The 22419-nt window shown below is 64.2% G+C and carries 21 protein-coding genes and 2 pseudogenes; 12 read left to right on the top strand and 11 right to left on the bottom strand.

From position 1 onward, the window contains the following. Both B043_RS0104815 and B043_RS0104810 read left to right on the top strand, forming a co-directional pair. The gene (locus tag B043_RS0104815; RefSeq protein WP_018461142.1) at nucleotides 1-771 is read left to right on the top strand and encodes an enoyl-CoA hydratase/isomerase family protein; all 771 of its coding nucleotides are present in this window, start codon (nucleotides 1-3) and stop codon (nucleotides 769-771) included. Nucleotides 772-782: 11 nt separating this feature from the next. Next, nucleotides 783-1406 (top strand): TetR/AcrR family transcriptional regulator, encoded by a 624-nt coding sequence (locus B043_RS0104810; protein WP_018461141.1) that lies wholly within the window; start codon nucleotides 783-785, stop codon nucleotides 1404-1406. Here the strand turns inward: B043_RS0104810 and B043_RS12765 are convergent. The 8 genes from B043_RS12765 to B043_RS0104770 are packed head-to-tail and all read right to left on the bottom strand — an operon-like array spanning nucleotide 1378 to nucleotide 5254. Further along, on the bottom strand, nucleotides 1378-1917 hold the full coding sequence (locus B043_RS12765; protein WP_018461140.1) for a gamma carbonic anhydrase family protein: 540 nt from the start codon (nucleotides 1915-1917) through the stop codon (nucleotides 1378-1380). The genes B043_RS0104810 and B043_RS12765 overlap by 29 nt on opposite strands. Further along, the gene (locus B043_RS0104800; protein ID WP_018461139.1) at nucleotides 1917-2699 is read right to left on the bottom strand and encodes an enoyl-CoA hydratase/isomerase family protein; all 783 of its coding nucleotides are present in this window, start codon (nucleotides 2697-2699) and stop codon (nucleotides 1917-1919) included. The genes B043_RS12765 and B043_RS0104800 overlap by 1 nt, the downstream gene beginning before the upstream one ends. Beyond that, on the bottom strand, nucleotides 2686-2883 hold the full coding sequence (locus B043_RS13450) for a PaaD-like zinc ribbon domain-containing protein (RefSeq protein WP_425425180.1): 198 nt from the start codon (nucleotides 2881-2883) through the stop codon (nucleotides 2686-2688). Before B043_RS13450 ends, B043_RS0104800 begins: the two co-directional genes overlap by 14 nt. Continuing rightward, nucleotides 2826-3605, bottom strand: a complete 780-nt coding sequence (locus B043_RS0104790) for a Phenylacetic acid catabolic protein (RefSeq protein WP_018461137.1) — start codon at nucleotides 3603-3605, stop codon at nucleotides 2826-2828. Before B043_RS0104790 ends, B043_RS13450 begins: the two co-directional genes overlap by 58 nt. Then, nucleotides 3598-3789, bottom strand: coding sequence for a hypothetical protein (locus tag B043_RS0104785; RefSeq protein WP_018461136.1), 192 nt, complete (start codon nucleotides 3787-3789; stop codon nucleotides 3598-3600). The genes B043_RS0104790 and B043_RS0104785 overlap by 8 nt, the downstream gene beginning before the upstream one ends. Next, complete coding sequence (locus B043_RS0104780; protein WP_018461135.1) at nucleotides 3786-4001, bottom strand: hypothetical protein; 216 nt, start codon at nucleotides 3999-4001, stop codon at nucleotides 3786-3788. Before B043_RS0104780 ends, B043_RS0104785 begins: the two co-directional genes overlap by 4 nt. Then, nucleotides 4001-4306, bottom strand: coding sequence for a metal-sulfur cluster assembly factor (locus B043_RS0104775; RefSeq protein ID WP_018461134.1), 306 nt, complete (start codon nucleotides 4304-4306; stop codon nucleotides 4001-4003). The genes B043_RS0104780 and B043_RS0104775 overlap by 1 nt, the downstream gene beginning before the upstream one ends. Before the next feature lie 12 nt (nucleotides 4307-4318). Next, the gene (locus B043_RS0104770) at nucleotides 4319-5254 is read right to left on the bottom strand and encodes a Phenylacetic acid catabolic protein (RefSeq protein ID WP_018461133.1); all 936 of its coding nucleotides are present in this window, start codon (nucleotides 5252-5254) and stop codon (nucleotides 4319-4321) included. Between the two features lie 369 nt (nucleotides 5255-5623). Here B043_RS0104770 and B043_RS12225 point away from each other — a divergent pair, with 369 nt between their 5' ends. The 4 genes and pseudogenes from B043_RS12225 (at nucleotide 5624) to B043_RS12215 (ending at nucleotide 8434) form a co-directional block, all read left to right on the top strand. After that, nucleotides 5624-5986, top strand: a complete 363-nt coding sequence (locus B043_RS12225) for a hypothetical protein (protein ID WP_018461132.1) — start codon at nucleotides 5624-5626, stop codon at nucleotides 5984-5986. Nucleotides 5987-6000: 14 nt separating this feature from the next. Beyond that, nucleotides 6001-6411: a helix-turn-helix domain-containing protein gene (locus B043_RS12220; RefSeq protein ID WP_018461131.1), complete on the top strand. Its 411-nt coding sequence runs from the start codon at nucleotides 6001-6003 to the stop codon at nucleotides 6409-6411. Nucleotides 6412-6413: 2 nt separating this feature from the next. Next, the gene (locus B043_RS0104755; protein WP_018461130.1) at nucleotides 6414-6872 is read left to right on the top strand and encodes a hypothetical protein; all 459 of its coding nucleotides are present in this window, start codon (nucleotides 6414-6416) and stop codon (nucleotides 6870-6872) included. A gap of 351 nt (nucleotides 6873-7223) precedes the next feature. After that, nucleotides 7224-8434 (top strand): annotated as a pseudogene (locus B043_RS12215) (IS256 family transposase). Nucleotides 8435-8619: 185 nt separating this feature from the next. Here B043_RS12215 and B043_RS0104740 read toward each other — a convergent pair. Beyond that, the gene (locus B043_RS0104740) at nucleotides 8620-9099 is read right to left on the bottom strand and encodes a hypothetical protein (protein ID WP_018461128.1); all 480 of its coding nucleotides are present in this window, start codon (nucleotides 9097-9099) and stop codon (nucleotides 8620-8622) included. Nucleotides 9100-9211: 112 nt separating this feature from the next. Between B043_RS0104740 and B043_RS0104735 the strand changes: the two genes are divergently transcribed. The 6 genes from B043_RS0104735 (at nucleotide 9212) to B043_RS0104710 (ending at nucleotide 21717) form a co-directional block, all read left to right on the top strand. Further along, the gene (locus B043_RS0104735; RefSeq protein ID WP_018461127.1) at nucleotides 9212-9478 is read left to right on the top strand and encodes a hypothetical protein; all 267 of its coding nucleotides are present in this window, start codon (nucleotides 9212-9214) and stop codon (nucleotides 9476-9478) included. Nucleotides 9479-10313: 835 nt separating this feature from the next. Further along, nucleotides 10314-12809: a UvrD-helicase domain-containing protein gene (locus tag B043_RS12575; protein ID WP_081623133.1), complete on the top strand. Its 2496-nt coding sequence runs from the start codon at nucleotides 10314-10316 to the stop codon at nucleotides 12807-12809. A 21-nt stretch (nucleotides 12810-12830) separates the two neighbouring features. Further along, nucleotides 12831-17645 carry a type ISP restriction/modification enzyme gene (locus B043_RS13295; RefSeq protein WP_018461125.1) on the top strand — a complete coding sequence of 1605 codons (4815 nt, stop codon included), beginning with the start codon at nucleotides 12831-12833 and terminating at the stop codon, nucleotides 17643-17645. Then, nucleotides 17642-18682 carry a phosphoadenosine phosphosulfate reductase domain-containing protein gene (locus B043_RS0104720; RefSeq protein WP_018461124.1) on the top strand — a complete coding sequence of 347 codons (1041 nt, stop codon included), beginning with the start codon at nucleotides 17642-17644 and terminating at the stop codon, nucleotides 18680-18682. The genes B043_RS13295 and B043_RS0104720 overlap by 4 nt, the downstream gene beginning before the upstream one ends. Nucleotides 18683-18757: 75 nt before the next feature. Then, nucleotides 18758-19891, top strand: a complete 1134-nt coding sequence (locus tag B043_RS12210; RefSeq protein WP_155987392.1) for a hypothetical protein — start codon at nucleotides 18758-18760, stop codon at nucleotides 19889-19891. Further along, complete coding sequence (locus B043_RS0104710) at nucleotides 19888-21717, top strand: ATP-binding protein (RefSeq protein WP_018461122.1); 1830 nt, start codon at nucleotides 19888-19890, stop codon at nucleotides 21715-21717. Before B043_RS12210 ends, B043_RS0104710 begins: the two co-directional genes overlap by 4 nt. 82 nt (nucleotides 21718-21799) lie before the next feature. On the opposite strand, the pseudogene B043_RS13035 reads toward B043_RS0104710, so the two are convergent. Both B043_RS13035 and B043_RS0104705 read right to left on the bottom strand, forming a co-directional pair. Continuing rightward, nucleotides 21800-22044: pseudogene (locus B043_RS13035) on the bottom strand (hypothetical protein); the annotation flags it as partial. A gap of 102 nt (nucleotides 22045-22146) precedes the next feature. Then, nucleotides 22147-22419, bottom strand: a 273-nt coding sequence (locus tag B043_RS0104705) for a transposase (protein ID WP_018461121.1), incomplete at its 5' end; no start/stop codon positions are given.

The raw sequence follows: 22419 nt of genomic DNA, 5'->3' as shown, positions 1-22419 counted from the left end.
ATGGTGGAGTTCCAGAAGGAAGGGGCCATCGGCTACATCCTGCTCAACCGTCCGCCGGCCAACAGCTACGACCGGGCCTTCGTGGAGGCCCTGGGGGAGGCGGTGGGAAGGGCGGCCGCAGACCCCGAGGTCAAGGTGGTGGTGGTGCGGAGCGCCCTGGAACGCTTCTTCTCCGGGGGGGCCGACGTCAAGGCCTTCAGCGAGAACCCCCCGGACGCCAACATGGCCATGGTCCGGCGGGCCCACGAGGTGCTGAACGGCATCGCGGCCGTCCCCAAGATCTTTATCGCCGAGATTGCGGGCCACGCCCTAGGAGGGGGGCTGGAGATTGCCCTGGCCTGCGACCTCCGCTTCGGGGCCCAGGGGGAGTACCGCCTGGGCCTCCCTGAGGTCACCCTGGGCCTCCTGCCTGGGACGGGGGGCACCCAGCGCCTGCCCCGCCTGATCGGCGCAGGGAAGGCCCTGGAGCTCATGGTCACGGGCCAGACCCTGACCCCCGAGGAGGCCTTCCGGCTGGGCATCCTCAACCGTCTCTACCCCCGGGAAAAGCTCGCGGAGGAAACGCGGGCCTTCGCCGAGGCCCTGGCCCGGGGGGCCACCCTGGCCATCGGCCACATCAAGCGGGCGGTGCACCAGGGCCTCTCCCTTCCCCTGGAGGAGGGCCTCCGCTTGGAACGGGAGCTGGTGGACGAGCTCTTCCACAGCGAGGACGGCCAGGAGGGGGTCTGGGCCTTCCTGGAGAAACGACCCCCCAGCTTCCGGGGGCGCTAACCTAATAGGGGATGGGCCGGCCCAGGATCGCCAACAAGGAGGAGCGGTTCACCGCCAAGCACGAGGAGATCGTCCGGGCCACCTACCGGCTCCTGGCGGAGAAGGGGCTTCACGGCCTCACCCTGCAGGACGTGGCGGATGCCCTCGACGTGAGCAAGGGGGTTATCCTTTACTACTTCAAAACCAAGGAACGCCTTCTCCTGGCCACCTGGCGCTGGGTGCTCTCCCGGGTGGCCCGGCGCATCCAGGAAGCCCTGGGGCGCTGGGCCACCCCGGAGGAGAAGGTGGCCGCCATGGTGGAGGCCATCTTCATCAGCCCGGAGGCCAACCGCACCTTCTACCTTACCTTCCTGGACTTAGTGGGGGCGGTGGCCCGCAACCCCACCTTTGCTTCCCTGGCGGAGGAGGCCCGCCGCATCGAGGAGGAAACCTACGCCGAGGTCATCCGCCTCGGGGTCCAGGAGGGGGCCTTCCCTCAGGCAAAGCCGGAGGAAGACGCCAAGATCGTCCGGGGCCTCATCGACGGGCTCTTCCTCCAATGGCTCCAGGAGAAGGACTGGCGCGGCGCCCACGCCCTCTACAAGGAGGCCTGCCGGCGGAGCCTCCTCAGGTACCTTCGCTGTCCAGAAGCCTAGCCGAGGTACGGTAGCGGCGGCTTAAGCGGCGGTAGGCCTCGGCCGCCGTCTCCACCCAGGCCAAGGCGGAGCCGGAAAGGGGTTTCTTCACCTGGGCGGGCACCCCGGCGGCTAGGACGCCCGGGGGAATCTCCATCCCCTCCAGGACCACGCTCCCCGCCGCCACCACCGCCCTGGCCCCCACCCGGGCCCGGTTGAGGACCAGAGCCCCCACCCCCACCAGGGCCCCCTCCTCCACCGCGCACCCCTCCAGAAAGGCTAGGTGGGCCACGGTCACGGAGGGCCCCACCAGGGTGGGGAGCCCCTCACCCGTGTGGAGGACGGCGTTGTCCTGGATGCAGCTTCCCGGGCCCACCACGATGCGGTCGTAATCCCCCCGGAGCACGGCCCCGAACCAGACGCTGGCCTCCGCCTCCACCACCACGTCCCCGACGAGGACTGCGGTGGGGGCTACGTAGGCGGAGGGGTGAATCTGGGGACGCTTGCCCTCCAGCTCTATCAGGATGGCCATCACCGCCCCCTGAAGCGGGGAGGGCGCCTTTCCCTAAGGGCGGCCAGCCCCTCCCGGTGGTCCTCCGAACCCCGCAGGATCTCCTGGCCCAAGCCCTCGAGGAAGAGGGCGCTTTCCAGATCCACCTGGCCCGAGAGGAGGAGGAGGCGCTTGACCAGGGCGTAGGAAAGGGGGGCCCGCTCCAGGGCCCGCTCCAGCCGGGCCCGGGCGGTCTCCAGAAGGCGTTCCCGGGGCACCACCTCCGTGAAGAGGCCCCAGGCCTGGGCCCGCTCCGCGTCCAGCTCCTCCCCTCCCAAGAGGAGGTCCCGGGCCCGGCCCAGGCCCAGGTAACGGACCAGGCGGGCCAGCCCCCCGTGGGCGGGCAGGAGGCCGATGCGGCCCTCGCGGAAAAGGAGCCGGGCCTCGGGGGCCGCCACCCGGAGATCCGCTGCCAGGACCAGGGCCAGGCCCAGCCCTGTGGCCGGGCCGTTTACGGCCGCCACCACCGGTTTCTCCAGCTCCTCCAGGGCCCCCACCAGCCGGGTGAGCCGCTCGCTTAAGCGGCGCCGGGCCCGGGGGTCGGGCTCATCCCCCCCTTCCAGGAGGGCCAGGTTCACCCCCGCGCAGAAGGCCTCCCCTTTCCCCCCCAAGACCAGGCCCCGCACCCCCGGGTCCCCGGCCGCCTCCTCCAGGTGCCCCTCCAGGGCCTCCAGCATCTCCCCATCCAGGGCGTTCCTGGCCTCCGGGCGGTTCAAGAGGAGGAAGAGGACCCCCCCGTCGCGCCAGGCCTCAACCGCGGCCATCCTCCCCCCGCCTCCGGATGCGCTCGAAGGGGCTGCGGCACCGCCGGCAGAGGTAGGACTCCCCCATGAGCTGGGGGCCGTAGAAGCCCACCCGCTCCACCTCGGAGGAGCCGCACCAGGGGCAGGTCAGCCCGTCCGGGCCAAGGCTTCCAGCCTTCTCTGCAATCGGTTCCACTCTTTCCATGGCAGCGCTCCGTACTCATACCGCTTGCGGGCCACGTCCCAGGAGATCTCCCGCAGGGGGTGCAGGCCCACCTCCCACAAGAGGGGCATGACCCTCTGGAGGAAGGCCTGGCGCCAGGCCTCGTTGTCCCCCTGGAGGAGGCCCTCCCGGGTCATCTCCACCACGCCTTCCTCCCCCTCGGGCCCGAACCACATGAGGACCTCGGGGAGGAAACGGCCAAGCTCCCTCTCCAGCTCTCCAGCCAGGCCCAGGTCCGAGGCCAGATCCCGCACCCGCCCCTCCAGGAACTCCAGGTGGAAGCGCTCCTCCTGGAGGATCCGGGCCGAACGCCGGGCCAGGGGCTCCCAGGCCGAGAGGGTCAGGTGCTCCAGCATGGTGGTGAGGGCGGCGTCGGCCAGGAAGGCCGCCGCCACCGCCTCGGGCCAGGTGCCCCAGGGGCGGTCCAGAAAGCTCAGGTTGTACCGGCGGCGGCGGTCACCCTCCCGTTCCAGGGGGGCGGGGGAACCGGGAAAGGGGAGCTCCTCAAGAAGGGGGTAAAGGACCCGGGCGTGGCCCAGCTCCTCCTGGGCCAAGGCGCTGGAGGCCACGGCCTCCTCGAGGCCTGGAGCCCCCACGGCCCACTCGGAGATGCGCCGGCCCAGGAAGTACTCGTTGTCCGCTAGCACCACCACCAGGTTCACCAGGCCGGCTAGGGCCCGGTCGTTCTCCTGCCAGCTAGCCATGGGCCACCTCCTCCCGCTCCCGCACCACCCAGCGGACGGCCGTCTCAGGCACGAGAACCACCTCCAGCCACTCCTCCCCAAAGGCCTGCTCGGCTTTTCCCTTAGGATTCCCCTCGGCCTCCAAAACGTCCTGGTACCGAAGGGGCTCCGCGTACGCCTTGCGGGCAAACACCAGGTACCTCATTCCGGCCTCCTCACCCATACCAGCTCCCGGCGGGGCACCACGAACATCTCCCGCCACTTCCACTCGTCGTAGAGGGTGTAGGCGAAGACCTCCGCGTCCTTTGGGGTCTTGGCCCGCACTGTCCCAATGTGCCTAAGGGGCTCCTCCGGCTCGTAACGGGCGAAGACCTCGTAGTACTCCCCCACCCTCTCGCCACCGCCCACCAAGCCCATCAAACCACCCCCAGCTGGAGAAGGACCAAGCGACCCCTGGGGGAGATGTCCTTGGCCGACCAGGGCTCGAAGACCTCCTCCACCACGACCTCATCCACCCCCTCCAGGGCCTTCAACCGGTTCACGATGTCCTCGCGGATGATCTCCGTGCAGGGGCAGCCCAGGCTGGTAAAGGTGAGGCGCACCCGAACCCGCCCCCCTTCCACCTCCACCCCCCGGATGAGGCCCAAGTCCACCACGCTCACCGGATACTCGGGGTCCAGGACCTCCCTAAGGGCTTCCAAAACGGTTTCCTGGTTCAGCACGGCCGCCTCCCCCTAAGCCTTGAGCCCCTTACGGATCTGCTCGTAGCCCCTCTGGATGGCCTTCACCAACTCCTCATTGGCCGGGCCACGGCCTTTCCAGCGCTCCAGCACCCTGTCCCAGCTGATGGGCCCCTTATCAAAGAGCCACTCCTTTCTCTCCGCATCAAACTCCGCCGGGAAGGGTACGTCGATGACGTACTGCCCCAGATCGGGCTCGTAGTGGGCCGGAACCTTAAGGCCCAGACGTTCGCAGAGGGGAACAGCGGTGCTCATCCACTCCTGCCGGAGCTGGTCGTTGGTCTTCCCCTTGAGGCCGTAGGTGATCTGCTCCGTGTGGCGCTTGAGGTTGTCCGGAAGGCCAAACCATTCCAGCGTCAGGACGAACATCCAGTCCACAGCCCGCTGGAGCTTCTTCTTCTGCTCGGGGTCCTGGGCCAGGATCTCCATCCACCTTTCGCCGTGGCGCAGGTGGAAGTTCTCCTCCCGGTCCACCTTCACCAGGGCCCGCTTCCAAGGGCCGTAAGAGGTGGACCGGTACACGTCCCCTAGCAGGACAAACCCGGCCCGGTCGTAGAAAGCGTTGGCCACCACCAGCTCCACCCAGCTCTCCAGAGGCACATCAAAGGCGTAGGGGTGCTTGAAGGCCTTTGGATCCCGCTCGAAAACCAGGGCATCCGTATCCACCCCGAGGTCCCGGAGAAGGCGGTAGGCGATGTGGGCGTGCCCCAGCTCGTCCTGAATGATTCCCATAGCGGAGATGTAGGCGTTGATGTTGGGAGCATCCTGGGCAGCACGGAAGTAGGCGGGGGCGCTGATGAGCTCTGTATCCGCGGAAACCACCAGGGTGCGCTTAAGGCCTTCCAGGTACTTCTCTGTGGCGTACTCGGGCCCTTCAATCAAGCGCCCCGAGCGGATCCTCTCCAAAAGGGCTTCTTCCGACACCAGCACTTGGGATCACCTCCCAAGGTTATTTAACCATCCGGTCAGTTAAAAGTCAATATCCTCCCCGTCGGTCTCTGTTCTGGAAAGCACACTTAGGAAAAGGCCTCGCAGCGGGAGGTCTTAAAGAGAGGGGGATTTGTCCCTGCGCCTCGCGTCCTTTTCACGCCCTCTTTTCCGGAATCCCGAAGGACCGGGTGCCCGCCATCGGGCTGGTGGGGGAAGGAATTGGGGCATGCGTTTGAAAAGGCCGTCCTTTCACCACAAAGGAGATTGGGTTGTAAAATATCCACTGACAGCAGTTCGCTTTCCTATGTGGACGAGGGATCCAGGCAACTTGACCCAGAAGTTACTTTTAGCTAACATACGAGGTGGGGATTGAAGGTTGTCCTCTACCAGGACCCCCAGGGCCGCTCCCAGATCAAGGAGTGGCTCGGAAGGCTTAAGAGGGACAACCCCTATCTCTACACCAAGGCCATGTGGCTCCTTCGCGAGTTCCTCCCCACCGCGGCGCTCCAGGCCTCCTCGGATCAGGTGAAGCACATCCGGGGGCCCATATGGGAGGTCCGCCACCGCTCCGGCCTGCGCATCTACTACTGGCGCCAGGAGGAAAAGCTCTTCGTAGCGGCGGCAGGGGAGGTGAAGTCCAGGAGCAAGGCCGACCCCAGCCTGGTGGAGTACGCCCTGAGGGCCTACGAGGAGTACAACCAAAAGGCCAAGGGGAGAAAGGAAAAACCGTGAAGGGAGGTCGCACGATGCGCAAGCTCACCAGCGTGGACGAGTTCTTCCAGGAGGATCTGGAAGACCGTACCTTCCAGGAGCTTTACCGGGAGAGCCTGGAGGAGGAGCTCCGCCACTTCCTCAAGGAGCTCCGTCGGAAGCGGGGGCTCAAGCAGGAGGAGGTGGCCCGGCGCATGGGGGTGCACCGGAGCCGGGTGGCCCAGATGGAGGCCTACGGGGGCCTGGCCATGTCCCTAGAGAGCCTGGCCCGCTACGCGGACGCCCTGGGATACCGGCTCCTCCTGGGCTTCCAGGACCGGGAAGGGGGGGAGGTGGCCTACCTGCCCGTGGGCGCGATCCCCGGCCTGCCTCGGGTCTGGACCGTGCACCTCTCCTGGTCTGAGGGGAAGGGTGAGGCCTCTTCCGAAGCTTCCCACGCCGCCTAGTCATGGCTGGAAAGGGTAAGGGCAGAAGTCAGAAGACCAGCAAAGCCAAGGCGGTTCCGGAGGTAGACCCCGAGGCCTACGGCCGCTTCATCGGGGGTCTGGAGATCCGGCAGGTGTTCCTCTCCCGGGTGGAGGCGGAACTCCATCGCAAGCCCCACCCGGGGGAGCTGGCGGTGGAGATGGTCCTTAAGCCCCTGGGGCCCGAGGAGGAAGAAGGGGGATTCCGGGCAGGGCTCAGGCTGGACCTAAACCTGAAGGACGCCGAGGGGTCATTCGGACGCATGGCGCTGGAGATCCAGGGGGTCTACGCCTCTCCCCTATTCCCCGACGAGGCCACCTTCCGGGTCTTTGCCGAGCGCAATCTGCCCCTCAACCTCTGGCCCTACCTGAGGGTGTACCTGGACCTCCTCACCGGGGGGATGGGCCTACCCCGGCTGGTCCTGCCGGTGTTTCGGATCTAGAAATTCGCCCTCCCCTTGCTCAGAGAGCGAAGAGTGCCGGGGCACATCGGTTTCTGGTGCTTCCCCTTTTGGCCTACCTCTTGGCCCGCTGGGTGCGGGTGGAGGAAGGGCTCACCTGGTGGGGGGGCAGGGGTGTTGGCCGCCCGGGTCTTGCTGCCGGACCTGGTGGTCCGGGTCCTCCTGCTGGAGCTCCATGCCCTAGGCCTGTGGCCCCCGGGGGAGGGCAGCGGCGTGGGTTTATGCAGGGTATGCGGGAGGTGCGAGTTTTGAGTCACCGGTTTGACCGCGATGGGGTGTGAAGTACGGTGTAGCAGGTCGTGTAAGGAATTTTGTGTAGAGGTTTGTGTATGAATGGGGGGTACCAGATGCAAGAGGAGGTACCCCATGGACCAGCATACCCTGCAGATGCTCTTGAAGGAAGTGTTAACGGCAGCGGTAACCGAGGTCTTGCAGGTTCTCCTGGAAGCCGACCGGGAAGCCTTCCTACAGCAACACGGCGGGCGCAAAAACGGCCACTACCCCCGCAAGCTGGAAACCCCCTTCGGCCAGGTGGAGCTGGCCGTCCCCAGGGACCGGGAAGGCCGGTACCACCCCAGCTTCCTCCAACCCTACGCCCGCCGCACCGTGGACCTGGGGGAGGTGGCCATCGCCCTCTACGCCGCAGGCCTCAGCCAGCGCAAGGCGGCCGAGGTCCTGAGCCTCCTTCTGGGGCACCGGTACACCCACGAGACGGTCAGCGCCATCACGGACGGGGTGCTGGAGAGGGTGGAGGGTTTCCGGAGGCGGCCTTTACCCGAGGAGATGGCTTTCGTCTACCTGGATGGCTTCTCCTTGAAGGTGCTGAGGGAGGGGCTTGGGATGGAGCGGGAGACGGTGTACGTGGCCCTAGGCCTCACCCCAGGTGGGGAGAGGATGCTGCTGGGGTTTTGGCTCCTCCCCACGGAGGGGGCCTCGGGGTGGGAGGAGGTTCTGCGGGAGCTTTGGGAGAGGGGCCTACGGCGGGTTCTGCTCTTCGTGACCGATGGCCTTCCGGGTATGGAGGAGGCCATCCGGAGGGTGTACCCCCTAGCCGGATGGCAGCGGTGCGTGGTGCACATGGTGCGCTCCAGCCTAGCCGGGGTGCGGGTGCGGGACAGGGGCTTGGTGGCGGAGGCTTTGAAGGGGGTGTACCTGGCGGGGACCCGGGCGGAGGCGTTGAGGGCCCTGGGGGGGTTTAGGGAGGCGTGGGGAGCAGATACCCTGGTGTGGTGGCCGGATGGTGGGAGGACTCCCGGAGTCTTTTGCGGTTTTACGAGTACCCGGAGGTTCTTTGGCCGTATTTGCGGAGCACCCATCTGATGGAGCGGTTTATCCGGGAGGTGAGGCGTGGGACGAAGGTGCGGGGCCATAAGTTTCCCCGGCCTGAGGCGGTGTACAAGCTCTTGTACCTGGAGGGGGAACGCCAGGAGGGGAGGTGGGCGGAGCGCAGACTGAAGGGCTTTGCTGAGGTGCGGGAGGTATTGGAAAGGATGCTACGGGAGCGGTATGCCCCTCGTACACAAACTTCTACACAAACCTCTTGACACGACCGCTCTGCGCCTACGGGAGCCTGCAGTATTGGGAGAGCCGGGACTTCTGGCGGGATGTGCCCTTGAGGATCCTTCGCCCTGCCGGAGCGGGAGGGTCCTGAGGAGGTCTGGTAGGGGCTGGGCCAAAGGTTACAGGGCCCTGGGCAGGTTGGCCCAGGGCCCTCAGTTTATGTCCGTACTTACCGCCTGTGCGCGCGCCCCCTTTCCTCCAGACGCACGTGCCCACGCCGCTCCAGATCCGCGATCACTTTTTCTGCGATCTGTTCCACAGATTGGGTGGCCTCCTCAACAAACGAATCGGCCAGAACCTGGATCAGGTTCCGATAAACGTTGGCCAGACGCGCAACGAGCTTTTCTTTGGGAACGGCACCATCGAGGCTCTGCACGATGCCAAACCCAACGTTAAAAAACGCCCTGTTGATCCCCTCATCGAAGTGGAAGTAGATCCCATCCAGCATTCTGTTGCGCCTCCTGGCCATCACATACCTCCCCCAGTGGCTCCAGAGACGGGCCCAGTATGGCCTGAGGCCAACCCCCAGTCCAAACAGCACCCACCCGGCCCCGAGGACCTCCCCCGGGACCACCCCGTAGGCGCCGAGAGCGCCCACCGCCGCCATCAAAACCGCCATCCAGATCCAAACGCTCCGGTTCCACTTCATCACAGGGGCATTTTAGGAGGGTACCCCCCAAAGGGGGGAATTTGTATTGCCCCCCGGCAGCTCCGGGGGGAAAACCCCAGGCCGATATACTCCCTCTCTGGGAGGAACAGGGATGAACCCCATCGCGGACAAGCTGCGGTTGGTCAGGAGGCGGGCCGAGGCCATCGCGGACGGGCACTTCACCCTCTTCTCCTTCACCACGGGGTACAAGGGCTGCTACGGCACCCTGGCACCCATCGATGATCTGGCCTACCGGGTCATCCAGGCGTTGCCCGGGTTCCCCACCCTGGAGGAGCTCCTGGACTGGATGCTGACCGCCCCCGAGCGGGAGGCGCACAGCTACCACCTGGAGGAGGCCCTTCTGGAGGAGCCGGCCTAGATTGGCCCCAATGCCCGTTCAAACGCCTCCTTGTTCAGAAGAAATACAGGGTCAAACGGGGCACCGATTTCCTCGACGGGGACGGGCTCATACCCTCCCTCTCCGTCGGGTTTCCAGTAGGGGCCGGGGATGAGATCAATAAACCCTGTGGGTCGGCCCATCCGCTCTATCTCCTCCCTGGTGACCTACCCCCTGTGGAGGAGGTGCGCGTATTCCTCCAACGCCGGGTAGAGGATCCGTTGGTTGGTCAGGGTGCCGATACGGAAGGCCCCGCTCTCGAACAGAACCAGCGCAAACTGCCCATCCAGGTTCCTATGTACAAACTTCTCTTCCAAAAAAACGGGGTAATGAGACGACCGCACCGGTGACCACAGATACCCCAGCCGTTCCCCTTATTCCAGGAATCCCGTGCATGGCTATCCTCAGGGTAACACGGACGGGGGGAGGCGATCAAACTTTTTCCAACACAAGTGCCCGTTACCGTCCCTTTTGTTCTGCGTTTGGGGGGTTAAGAGCAGCCGCCCTCCCGAGAGGGACGGGTCCACCCTGGTCTCTTGACAAAAACCATCCTTCGAGTTAGATTACCCTTGAGCCTCCTAGGAGGCTGTGCACCTTGACAACGTTCTCCCGGTCCGGGCCACATCCCCACGCAGGTGGGGGTAAACCAAGGTGAAGGTCGGTACAGAACATTGCCTGAGAATCATCCCCACGGCAGTGGGGGTAAACCGGAGAAAAGGGCTGGGAGAACGGCGGGTTAGGGAAGGCCCCCGGGGGATGTCCCCCGGGGGCCTTCCTGTTCGGGCCCCCTTCTGGCCGTTAGAATGGTCCCGAGGCCATGCGGCTGTCAGGCCCAAAGGGGTTTTCCCCCACGCCGGAGCAGGAGGCGGCCCTCCGCCGCTTCCGCTCGGGGGCGTCCTTCAAGCTGGTGGCGGTGGCGGGCTCGGGAAAGACCTCCACCCTGCGCTACCTGGCCCAGGAGAGCCTGCGGGAAAGTCTCCTTTATCTGGCCTTTAACCGGGCTGTGCGGGAGGAGGCTGAGATCAGGTTTCCCCGCAACACCTATGTGAAAACCCTACACGGCTTTGCCCACGACCATGTGGTAAAAGGTAACCGAGCCTATGAGCAAAAGGTGAGGAGGTCGGACGGCAAGGTCAGCATCGCCGATGTCCAAGAGCGTCTAGACCCAGAGGATCCCGTCCTAGCCTACGTGCTGCGGGAGACCTTGGAACGCTTTATCCGCTCCACCGATCCCTGGCCCCAACCCCACCACCTTCCCCGCGAGTGGGCCCAAAGGAAACAGGTAGCGGAAGAGCTTATAGAAAACATCCTCGATGGGGTATGGGAACTCTGGCAGGCCATGGTGGACGAAAACGATCCCTTCCCCCTTTCCCACGACGGATACGTGCGCCTCTGGAGGGAGAGGGGGGCTGGGGATCGTCCCCCTTCCGTGGATGCGGTCCTGGTGGATGAGGCGCAGGACCTAGATCCTAACTTCCAGGCCATACTTCAAGCTTGGAAGGGGAAAGTCCAGCTGGTCCTGGTGGGGGACCCTCGCCAGCAGATCTACGCCTGGAGAGGGGCGGTAAACGCCATGGCGGGGGTAAACCTGCCGGAAAGCCAGCTGAGCTGGAGCTTCCGATTTGGTGAGGGGCTGGCCCGGTTTGTCCGGGAGGTGACCTCTAGGCAAAGCCAGGGGCCGGTGGGGGTGGTGGGGAAGGCCAATTGGCCCACGGAGGTGAACTCCGCCAGGCCCTCCTACCCCTTTACCGTCCTAACCCGCACCAACCTAGGCCTTCTGGAAGCTCTTCTGGAGCTGGGGCAAGACCTTCCCAGGGGAAAGGCCCATGTGGTGGGGGGTGTGAAGGAGGTGGTTCAGCTTTTAGAGGATCTGGCAGATCTCAAGGAGGGGGTTCCAAGGCGGCACCCACATCCCGATCTGCTAATTGTGGAGTCTTGGAAAGAAGCATGGGAGTTGGCCCAAGTCAACCCTTTCCTGAAGGGACTCCTGAAGCTAGCTCGCAAGTACCCCGACCTCCGGGGGTTGGCTGACCGGGTGAAAGCCATGCACGCCTTTGAGGAAGAGGGGGTTTCCCTTGTTCTATCTACGGCCCATAAGGCCAAGGGGCGGGAATGGGACCGAGTGCTCCTCTGGAGGGACTTCCTCTGGAAAGGCGCAGGGCGCTGGCTTAGGGGTGAGGGTCCGCCCGCAAAAGTTTCCCCTGAGCTCCAGGAGGAGGAGAACCTCTTCTATGTGGCCATTACCCGAGCCAAGGAGCATCTGAGTTTAGAGAAGCTTTCCGGGAATGTGGAGGAGGAAGAGGAAGACCTTTCTCCAGCTCTGATCTTTCCCTTGAAAACAAAAGTTTCTAGCCCCAGTAGCCATGAAGGCCAAAAAGTGGTTTCCCTCCCTCCTGAGGAAGCGCCTTTAGGGCTTCAAACGATGGCTGAAGCCGATGGGGCATGGGATTTTATCCTTCGCTACCTTAGGGATAGGGATGGATCTATCCGCTTTCAGGCCTACCTGGTTTATGAGGATATCCTTAAGCTAAGCCCGTTTCTTCCCCCAGGTTTTACTGCCCCTGTTCCTCCATCCTATCTCCCGACAACCCAGGAAATGCAAAGGTGGTTAGACTCCATGACTCGTATTTCTGAAGAAGCAGGCGTCGAAGGGGTTGCATGGGACTTCCTGGAAGAGGAAGCTCACCTAGGAGCCATTCCTGTGAAAGCAGGTTCCCTATTGGAAGGGGTTTCCCGAGAAACCCTTTTGGCTTTTCTTTGGTTTCTTCAAGCAGTGGCAATCTACATGGGTACGGGGAAACTCCTGTACCGTAAGATCATGGCAGGGGAAGATCCAGGGCGTGTGCGAGAAGCCTTTTTCTTTGCTGCAAGGGCTCGACGGATGGAGATTTTGGGGGAAGCTCTCGATATTGGTCGCAAGTGGAAAGCGGTGGCCCACACAGCAGAAGGTACCCTCGTCGGTTGGTACGCTTGGGCCAAAAGCCATTTTCATGAAAGGCTTACTAGCCCTAGCGATGTACGTTTCAGGTCGGGTGCTCCCCCGCTCCAGGATCTAAGTTACCGAAAGGATAAGTTTCCTCAGCCCTCCTCCCTTGCCCAACTAGAGGCGGCGCTTCGGGCTTATGCTCCTCTGACTAGAGGTCGGGAAGATATCTTTCACCGGCGGATACGCTACCTCAAGAAGCACTATGGGGTCAAGGGACTCCAGGCTTTATACGAAGCGCTTTCTTCTGGTGAGGTGGATCCTATTACCTGCACCTGGCTCAATGGGCCTCGACTTGCCCAGCGCCTAGGTCTCGAATATGAGGTTTAGAATCCCCAAAAGGAGGTCGGTGTGTTCCAAGAACTCTTTCCCCTAAAGCCCTCAGCAAAGGGCTTCCTACATGAACGCTTCCAAAAGTACGGCCAGGAGGGCCCTAAGCTCTTCGAGCGCTTTGTCCGCAAGGTTCTGAAGGAACTCCACCCCGAGTGGAGCCGCACCTTTACCCGTGTGCTCCCGTGGGGGGAGTGGGCCCGGGAGAGGGGTCTTGCCTCCAAGGACACGGGGATAGACCTGGTGGGGGTGGAGGAAACCGGGGAGGCCTGGGGGATCCAGGTCAAGCTCTGGGACGAGCCCTTGGGGTGGAAGGCCCTGGGCACCTTCGTGGGGAGCCTGGACCTTTATGGGTTCAAAGGGGGCCTCCTTGTGGCCCCGAGCGGGGTGACCACGGAGGCGGAGAACAAGCTTTCGGGGCTCCCCCGGCGGGTGGTCGTTCTCAAGGAGGAGGACCTCCTCGCCGGGCTGGACCCCGACTCCCTGGATCCTGAGAACCTGGAGGCCCTGAAGAAGAAGGAGCCGAGGGCCCTCCGCCCCTACCAGGAGGAGGCCCTGGAGAAGATCCAGGAGAAGCTGAAGGCGGGGGGCCGGGGCAAGCTCATCATGCCCCCGGGCACGGGGAAGACCCTGGTGGCCCTCCGGGCCATCGAGGCCCTCGTTTCCCCCGGGGAGGTGGCGGTCTTCTTCGCCCCCTCTATCGCCCTCCTGGACCAGACCCTGCGGGCTTTTGAGGAGAACGCCCTGAAGCCCCTGCGCTACCTGGCGGTGGTTTCGGACCAGGGGGTAGGGCGGACGGACGAGGACACCCTCTCTAAGCTCTCCCTCCTCCACATCCCCCCTACCACCCGCGCGGAGGAGCTGGCCTCTGCCCTGAAGGAGATCCGGGCCCGGCACCCCGAGGAGATCGTGGTGCTCCTCTCCACCTACCAGTCCTCGGAGGTGCTGGAGCAGGCCCAGAAGGCGCACGGGGTGGGGCCCTTCGCCCTCATGGTCATGGACGAGGCCCACCGCACGGCGGTGGCCGGGCTCAGGGGACAGGAGTCCCCCTTCGCCGCGGTGCACAAGGACGAGCGGATCCGGGCCCACCGCCGCCTCTACATGACCGCCACCCCTAGGGTCTACGAGGTGCGGGGTGGGGGGAACGGGGAGGCGGCTTCGGGCAGGAGGAGAGGAGCCCTTCTCGCCCCACCCCAGGAAGAGGTGCAGGTGGAGATCTTCTCCATGGACAACGAGGAGGTCTACGGGCCCACCCTCTTCGAGTACACCTTCGCGGAGGCGGTGAGGGCGGGGTACCTCTCGGACTACAAGGTCATCGTCTTCGGCATTCCCGAGGAGGCTCAGGAAAAGCTCTCGCACTACCTGCTTAGGGCACAGGCCCTCCCTGTGGAGGAAACCCTGAAGGCCATCGGGCTCTGGCGGGTCCTCCAGGGGCACGTGGAGGGGGAAGAGGTGGACTTCAAGCGGGTCATCGTCTTCAACCCCTCCATCCGTAAGTCCAAAGACCTGGAGGCGGAGCTGGTGAAGGTGGCCCAAGCAGCCCGGGAGGCGGGCCTCTTCCCCGAGGAGGATCCCAAGGGGGTGGAGATCCGGCACATCGACGGAAGCCACTCTGCCTACAATCGCCGGATGCTCCTCGGGTGGCTTGCAGAAGAGGAGCCCGACACGGTTCACGTCCTCACCAACGCCAAGGTGCTCACCGAGGGCATCGACGTGCCCGCCCTGGACGGGGTGGTGTTCATGCACCCCCGGGACAGCGTGGTGGACGTGATCCAGGCGGTGGGCCGGGCCATGCGCAAGGCTCCGGGGAAGACCTACGGCTACGTGATCCTCCCGGTCATCGTGCGGGGGAAGGACGAGGGGGCGGAGCTGGAACGGGCGGGCTACCGCACGGTGTGGCAGGTGCTCTCGGCCCTCCGGGCGGTGGACAAGACCTTCGATGCCCGCACCCGGGCGGTGCTGGTGAGGGGGGCTTCCGGGGAGGGCGAGGGCCAAAGGGAGAGCGGGGACACGGTGAGGGTGGATGTCCAGGGGTCTTCCCCCCTCCTCTTCGACGGGCTCCTGGAGAGGGAGGAGCTAAGGGCCATCGTCCCCGTGATCAAGGGCAAGCTGGTAAAGCGCCTGGGCCTGGGGGAGAGGTACCTGGAGGACTGGGCGGAGGAGGTGGCCAAGATCGCGGAGCGGCTCCAGGGGGTCCTGCGGGGGGCGATCCGGGAACACCCCGAGGCCCGGAAGGGGATGGAGGCCCTCCTCCAGGCCCTCCGCCAGGTGGTGAACGAGGAGATCGGGGAGGAGGAGGCCCTCCTCATGCTGGTGCAGCACCTCCTCACCGGGCCGGTGTTCGATGCCCTCTTCGGGGAACTCAGGCAGGCCCGGAAGGACCCCGTCACGGAGGCCTTGGACGGGCTCTGGCAGACCTTTGAGGGGCTGGTGGCCCGGGAAACGGAGGCCCTCCAGAGCTTCTACGAGGGCGTGCGCCTGAAAGCCCAGGGCCTCACCGACCGGGGGGAGCGGGTGGACTTCCTGCGCAGGCTCTACGACACCTTCTTCAAGAAGGCCTTCTCCCGGGTGGCGGATCAGATGGGGATCGCCTACACCCCGGTGGAGCTGGTGGACTACCTGGTGCGGAGCGCGGACGAACTCCTGAAGAAGCACTTCGGGCGGGGCCTGGAGGGGGAAGGGGTCTACGTCCTGGAGCCCTTCGCGGGCACCGGCACCTTCCTGGTGCGCCTCCTCCACCACCTGGGGGCCGAGGGCACCCGGGCCAAGCTGGAGCGGGGGGAGGTGTTCGGGAACGAGATCCTCCTCCTGCCCTACCACGTGATGCGGGCCAACGTGGAGGCGGAGGCCCTGGATCTCACCGGGGAGTACCGCCCTTTTGAGGGGGCCCTCCTGGCGGACTCCTTCCGGCTGGCGGAGTACGCCTACGAGAAGGGCGGGCTCCCGCAAATCCCCCTCTTCCCCGAAACCTACAGCGACCGCATCAAGCGGCAGGTGGAAAGCCCCATCCAGGTGGTTCTCTCCAACCCCCCGTGGCGAGCCTGGGCCGAACGAGAGGGGCAGGGGAGGAATGCCCGCTACCCCAAGATCAGGAAGCGGATAGAGGAGACCTACGTCCGGCGGTTCTGGGAACTCCTCCCCCCTGGGGAGTCCAGACAGGGCAAGCTTTTGAACTCCCTCTACGACCTTTACATCCATGCCCTGCGCATGGCCACCGACCGGGTGGAGGAGGGGGTCGTCGCCCTGGTGACCAACAACGGCTGGCTTGCGGGGAAGGCGGCCCGGGGCTTGCGGGCCTCCCTGGTGGAGGAGTTCGCCGAGGTCTATGTCTACGATCTTCGGGGGGATGCGAGAACCAAAGGGGAGGAACGGAGAAATGAGGGGGGAAACCCATTTGGCAACCTGACCCGTTCGGGAATTTGCCTCCTCCTCCTGGTCAAACGCAAAGACCACCAGGAGCGGGGTAAGGTCTTCCTCTACCGGGTGAGGGACAGGCTTTCGGCGGAGGCCAAACTGAAGGAGGTCGAAGAGCGCGGCTCCGTCCTTGGTACCCCCTGGCGGGAGGTACCCCTGGAGGAGTGGCTGGGGCAGGCCAGCGGGGCATGGGAGCAAATGGTACCGGCGGAGAAGGTGTTCGAGGTGCGATCTGGTGGAGTGAAAACTAACCGTGATGCCTACACCTTCAACCCCTCTAGGGCGGAGCTGGAGCGCCATATGAGGCGATTCATCGCCACCTACGAGGCCTACCTGGAGAGGGTAAAGAGGGGAGAGATCACCGAGAAGAATCTAGAAGAGAAGATTGAGAACGATAAAACCGATAAGAAAGACGAAAGCCTCATCAAGTGGGATGGATTTCTCAAAGCAGATCTTTTGAGGGGCAAAGCCGAAGCTTACGAACGGGAAAGGATCTATCGGTCAAACTACCGACCTTTCGTGCCCCTCTGGCTTTACTTCAGCGAGTTATTCAACAACAGCGTCTACCAAACCCCCCGCATGTGGCCCACCCCCGAAGTGGAGAACGTAGCCATAGGGGTCAGCCAAGGAACAGCCCAAGGGAGCATTGCCTTGGCTACAAAGGTGGTTGTTAGCCTAGACTTCGTCACCCGCACCCAGCTCTTCCCCCTTTACGTCTACGAACCCGCCTTTACCCTTGGGGATGCCTCAAACCCAACCCTAGAAAAGCGCTCCAACATCAAGGCAGAAGCCCTAAAGCTCTTCAAGGAACGTTATGGGGACGTGTCCCCTGAGGATCTCTTCGCCTTTGTCTACGCCGTCCTTTCCCACCCCCTCTACGCGGAAACCTTCGCGGAGGACCTCAAACAGGGCGGCCTGCCCCGGCTCCCCCTTCCCGGGGCCCCTGAAGACTTCCGGGCCCTGGTCGAGGCGGGGAAGAAGCTCCTGAAGCTCCACGCAGAGTACGAGGGCCTTGACCCCTACCCCCTGGTGGAGGAGGTGGATCCCAAGGCCCCCGAGGATCCCTACGACCGCTACCGGGTGGAGCGAATGAGGCTGGACAGGGAGAAGGGAACCCTCCAGTATAACGAGTGGGTGGAACTCAAGGGGATTCCCCAGGAGGCCTTCCTCTGGCAACCCGGGGGGTACGACCCCCTCACCTGGATCGTCCGGTACTTCAAGGTGGAGGAGAAGGTGCCCCAGGGCAAGGGCCCCGCCATCGTCTGGGATCCCAACAAGCTTCTAAGGGAAGAGGGGAATCCCCGTTGGCTCCTGGAGCACATCGGGCGGGCGGTGCGGGCGGCGGTGGAAACGGTGGGGGTCTTCCGTGAGGTGGAGCCTACCCTGAGTAGGGTCTTCGGCACCCTAGGAGAAGGGGCATGAGCGCGATTCCCCTTGAGGCCCTCCTCCCCTCTCCCCTGGAGGCCCTGTCTGGGGGGGATCTCAAGGAGGCGGTGGCCCTGGCCCACCGGGCCCTGGAGGGGGCCCTCTCCCGGGGGGTGGACCGCTGGGTTCTCACCTACTCCGGGGGGAAGGACTCCACCGCCCTTGCCGTTTTGACACTTGAATGGCTAAAGAGCAAGGGTTATCCTGGAGAGGCCCACCTGATTTACGCGGACACGGGGCTGGAGATCCCCACCCTCCACGCCCACGCCCTCTCCTTCCTCGAGGCCCTCGGGAGGCTCCACCCGCCCCTCAGGGTGCACATCGCCCGGCCCCGCCCCGAGGAGAGCTTCTGGGTGCAGGTCATCGGGAAGGGCTACCCCCCACCCCACAACCGGTTCCGGTGGTGCACCAAGCGGCTCAAGGTGGCCCCCATGGACGGCATCGTCCGGGGGCTTGGGGGGAAACCGGTCATCCTCACGGGGGTGCGGTTCGGGGAGTCGGACGCGCGGGATGCCCGCCTCCACCTCTCCTGCTCCCGGGGTGGAGAGTGCGGCCAGGGGGTCTGGTTTGAGGAGAGCCATCGCCTCGGGGCCCTCTACCTGGCCCCCATCGCCTTCTGGCGGGAGTGCCAGGTGTGGGATTTCCTCAACTACGTGGCCCCCTCCTGGGGCTACCCCACGGGGGGCCTCGAGGGGGTCTACGGGGGCCGGGACACCCGCTTCGGGTGCTGGGCCTGCACGGTGGTGCGCCAGGAGAAGGCCCTGGCCAGAATCGCGGCCACCCGGGATGGGGAGCGGTACCGCCCCCTCCTGGAGTTCAGAACCTGGCTCCTGGAGTTCTGCGCCCGGCCCGAAAACCGGGTTCTTCGCCCGAATGGGGTTCCGGGCAGGCTGACCCTAGGGGCCAGGCGGGCCATCCTGGAGCGCCTCGAGGCCCTGCAGGCTTCCACCGGGCTTCCCCTCCTTTCGGAGGAGGAGAGGGCCCTCATCGGGCGCTACTGGCGGATGCCCAAATACGGGAACCGGTACGGCTAGACGTGCTACCCTGTTCTTGGGTGGACAATGCCCTACGCGGGAGAGCCCTCCAATCCGTTCGGGGTAGAGAGGTTTTTGGAGCGGATAGACGAAGGGGTGGTGGATGCTTACTGCAGGTTCTTTGACAAGGTAGAGGATCTCTCAAAGACCCTGAAGGAGGAGGATGTCATCCCCTTTGACCTCCCCCAAGATCCTCCGATCCCCGTGGCCATAGCCGTAGATGGAGGGCAGTCCATCCTTTTCCGGGAACACCCCTTCCTCTCCATAGGGTTGGTGCGGGTTTCCGCCTCGCCCTTTCCCTGGGGAGGGCGCGGAAAGGAGCTCCGCTTCCCTCCCGTCGAGGATCAGATCGCCCCTCCGGCCCTCTTAGGCCTAGGAGAAGCGGATGGGTTTCGGGAGAGGGCCCGGGAGGCCATGAGGGCCCGGTTTTCGGGGGAATGGGGGGCTGTAGGGGAGATCCTCCAGGTCTTCTCCCGGAGGACGAAGATTGGGCTCCAGGACCTCGGGACGTACTACCAGAAGGATCTGGAAGGTTTTACCCGGGTCTTGAGAGAGGTCCTGGAGTGGGCGTATATGGTCTGGATACTGGAAGGCTTCTCCGGGGCTGTGGGGCCTTCCCGGCTTCTCCTCATCAAGGACGGCCGCCTGGCCCAGACCGGGGTGGAGAACAGCTTCAGGAAGAAGCTGAAGGACTACTTTGCCCAAAGCGGGGCCCTTATCGTGGGTGTTTCCAAGCGCTCCCGGATGGTGCAGGAGGGCCTTATCTCCCTGGTCATCTCGGAGTGGCTGGAAGACCAGGCAAACCGGCTGGGGCATGGCCGCTTCCTCATCCGTGTGCCTGAGGAACTCATGAAAGAGGCCTACAAGTACGAGCGCCAATGGAACGCGGAAGCGGAGCAGACCTTCAGCCTGGGCAGGCGGTATGTCCTGCGCCTCTTTGAGGAAACCCTGGAACCGGGCCAGGCGGTGGCGGTTCTGGACATTCCCGAGAGGGTGGACGAGGAAGGCGTAAAGACCATAGGCGCTGTCCTAAAGGAGGCCAGGAGCGCCCTTTTCGGAGGCTCTGTGGGGTATCTGCAGGAAGCCCACGGCCGGGCCTCCATTGGAGAGGGGCTCTCGCAAAAGCTGAGAAGGGCCATCATGGAACGGTTAAGAGAAAGGCTTCCTGAGGAGCGCTGGTGGAAGTACATGAGGATCCTCCAGGTATGACGGGCCAGGTGCCGGCCAAAGAAAAGCTGGGGGTGGTGGTGGAGTCCCGCCGGAGGGAGTACTGGACGGAGCTGGTGCTCCTCATCACCCCCAAGGAGATTGGGGCGGAGCGTAAGCCCCTTTTGGGGGAGTTCCTGGAAGTGGTCTTCGAGGAAAGGGGGGGGCGGAGACGTTATGTGGCCATGGTACGGGATGCCTACTATGCCCCTCTTTCCGGACGGGACTACCTTCGGGAGATGGGCCTCGGCCACATGAACGACCCCGATTTCCTGAAGAAGGATGTCTGGACTGCTAAGGAGCATAACTTCCTCCACTTCGTGTTGGTGATCCTCGGGGCCCTGGGGGAGGAGGAAGGGCATCTCCGCTTCTACCCCTCCACCCGTACCATCCCGCCCATCACCCGGGTGGAGGTCTACCCCTTTACGGAGGCCGAGCTGGCCCGGGTGGTGGACCTCACGGTGGGGGTTCCCCAAGGCGGTGGGGAGGGAAATGCAGGGGGAAGGGTCCGGTTGGGGTACCTTTGCTACGGGAGCGGCTACGAGCCCGGGGCCGAGCATAAAGATGCGGGCAAAACCGTGGACCCCGCCCTTTTCCGCGGGCGGAGGACGGCCAACTTCGGCAAGACGGGCTTCGGCAAGAGCAACGAGAACAAGGTGATCATCACCCTGGTGGCCCACGCCTTCCCCGAAACGGGGTTCCTTATCTTCGACCTCAACGGGGAGTACGCGGTTCAGACCACTAGTACTACGGAGATGGGCCTGGTGCAGGCCTTTGCCCGGCTTGGCCTCAAGGGGCGCATCGTCTTCTACACCAACCGCCACGGGAAGGGCCTTGAAGACTTGGCCGAGTACGTGGAGGTGCGCCCCCTCAAGGTGGACTTCTACAAGCACCCCCGCCTGGCGGTGGAGCTGGCCTACCACCGGTCGGTCTTCCTTGGGGAAAAACCCCCGCAGTACCTGGAGGGGGTCTACTTCGGTTGGGAGGACGTGGAAGCCGTCCCCAACCGGATGGCCTACGTTTACGGAGCCCTAAGGGGTGTGGGTTTAGCCTCCTCCCCAGGGTTTACCGTTCGCCTTGGCAAGCAGACCTACCGCCTTGACTCGCGGGAAGGGTGGGAGGAGTTGAGGGCCAGGCTCGACATAGGGTCCCAGGACGAGGAAGAGGAAGAAGGGGATCAGGAAGGGGAGAGGAGGAAGAGCAAAAAGGCTTCCGGGGGTACCCGGGACCTATACCGCTTTAAGAACCGCCTTTCCTTCCTCAACAGGTTACATGCGCCTGGAGAGGAACAGGACCTGGTGGCCCGTGTAAAGGCCGACCTCTTTGAGGAGCGGGGAAAGGTGGTCATCCTGGACCTTCCCTCCCTGGGGGAGATGGCGGACTTCTTCACCAAGCACCTCATGGCCGAACTCTTCCAGGAGGCCGTGGAGCTTTATGGGGAGAGGCAGGCGGACTTCATCGTGGTCATCGAAGAGGCCCATAATCTCCTTAGGGACGAGGCGGGGCCCTTCTACCGCGTGGCCAAAGAGGGGCGGAAGTACGGCATGGGCATGCTTTACTCTACCCAGTCCCCCTCGGATATCCCCAAGGAGATCCTCGCGCAAACGGAGAACTTCCTTGTCAAGCACGTTTCCAGCGAGGAGGATGCCAAGGTTCTCCATAAGGTCAAGGTAGCCTTCGCCCCGGTGACGGGATTTTTGCTTTCCGAGCCCATCGTGGGGTACTCGTACGTGTATTTTGAACCCTATCAGCCCTTCGTGGTCCCGCTGAAGGTGAGGCTTCTGGAAGAGGTGGTTGCAGAACTCTCCCATTGGGGGAAAGGCTCGTAGGGGTTTACCCCTAGTGTAGGGGGATGCAAGGGTCGAATAACCGAAGATCATTCGCACGGTCAAGGCCAGAGGGGCTTGGCTGATAAATCGCCTTACGCCCCTCCGGAGGGGGAAGGAGGCTGAGGAGGACCCGCAGCCCATAGGCCACCAGCTCCAAAAACGCCCGCCTCATGGCCGTAAGCGCCTTCCTCTCCTGCAAATACCCCCCACACCCGCCAGCAACACGCCCCCCCGGGGACGGAACACCCCCAACGCTTCCCGCCCCAACCGACCATCCGGCGTGTATCCCCCTCCAGAAGCCACCCCAAAAGGCCACAGCAACCGCCGCCCCTCCCCCAGGGCAGGGTCCGGTCTGAGCCGCGCCCCTAGGCTTGTACACCTTTAGCCTCCTCCTGATGTGATCTGACCCTTCAACCTTTTCATACCCCTTTACGTAGATTCCTTCACCCTAGGCCACCAGTGAAAGAGGGTATGCCTGCGCACCGTGGCTGGGTCCTCCTCAAGGGTCCGGCACCGCTCGGCCACCACCCCCATCATCTCCTCCAGGGTCGCAAAGTACCGGTTGGCCACCGCCTCGTTCACCAACGGCCACACCCGCTCCGCCGGTTGCAGCTCAGGACTGTAAGGTGGCAGAAAGACCAAGCGGATCCCCTCCGGTACCTCCAACCGCCCAGACGTGTGCCACCCCGCCCGGTCCAAAAC

The organism is Thermus oshimai DSM 12092 (assembly GCF_000373145.1).
Taxonomy (GTDB): domain Bacteria; phylum Deinococcota; class Deinococci; order Deinococcales; family Thermaceae; genus Thermus; species Thermus oshimai.
This window is presented reverse-complemented; position numbering and strand designations above follow the sequence as displayed.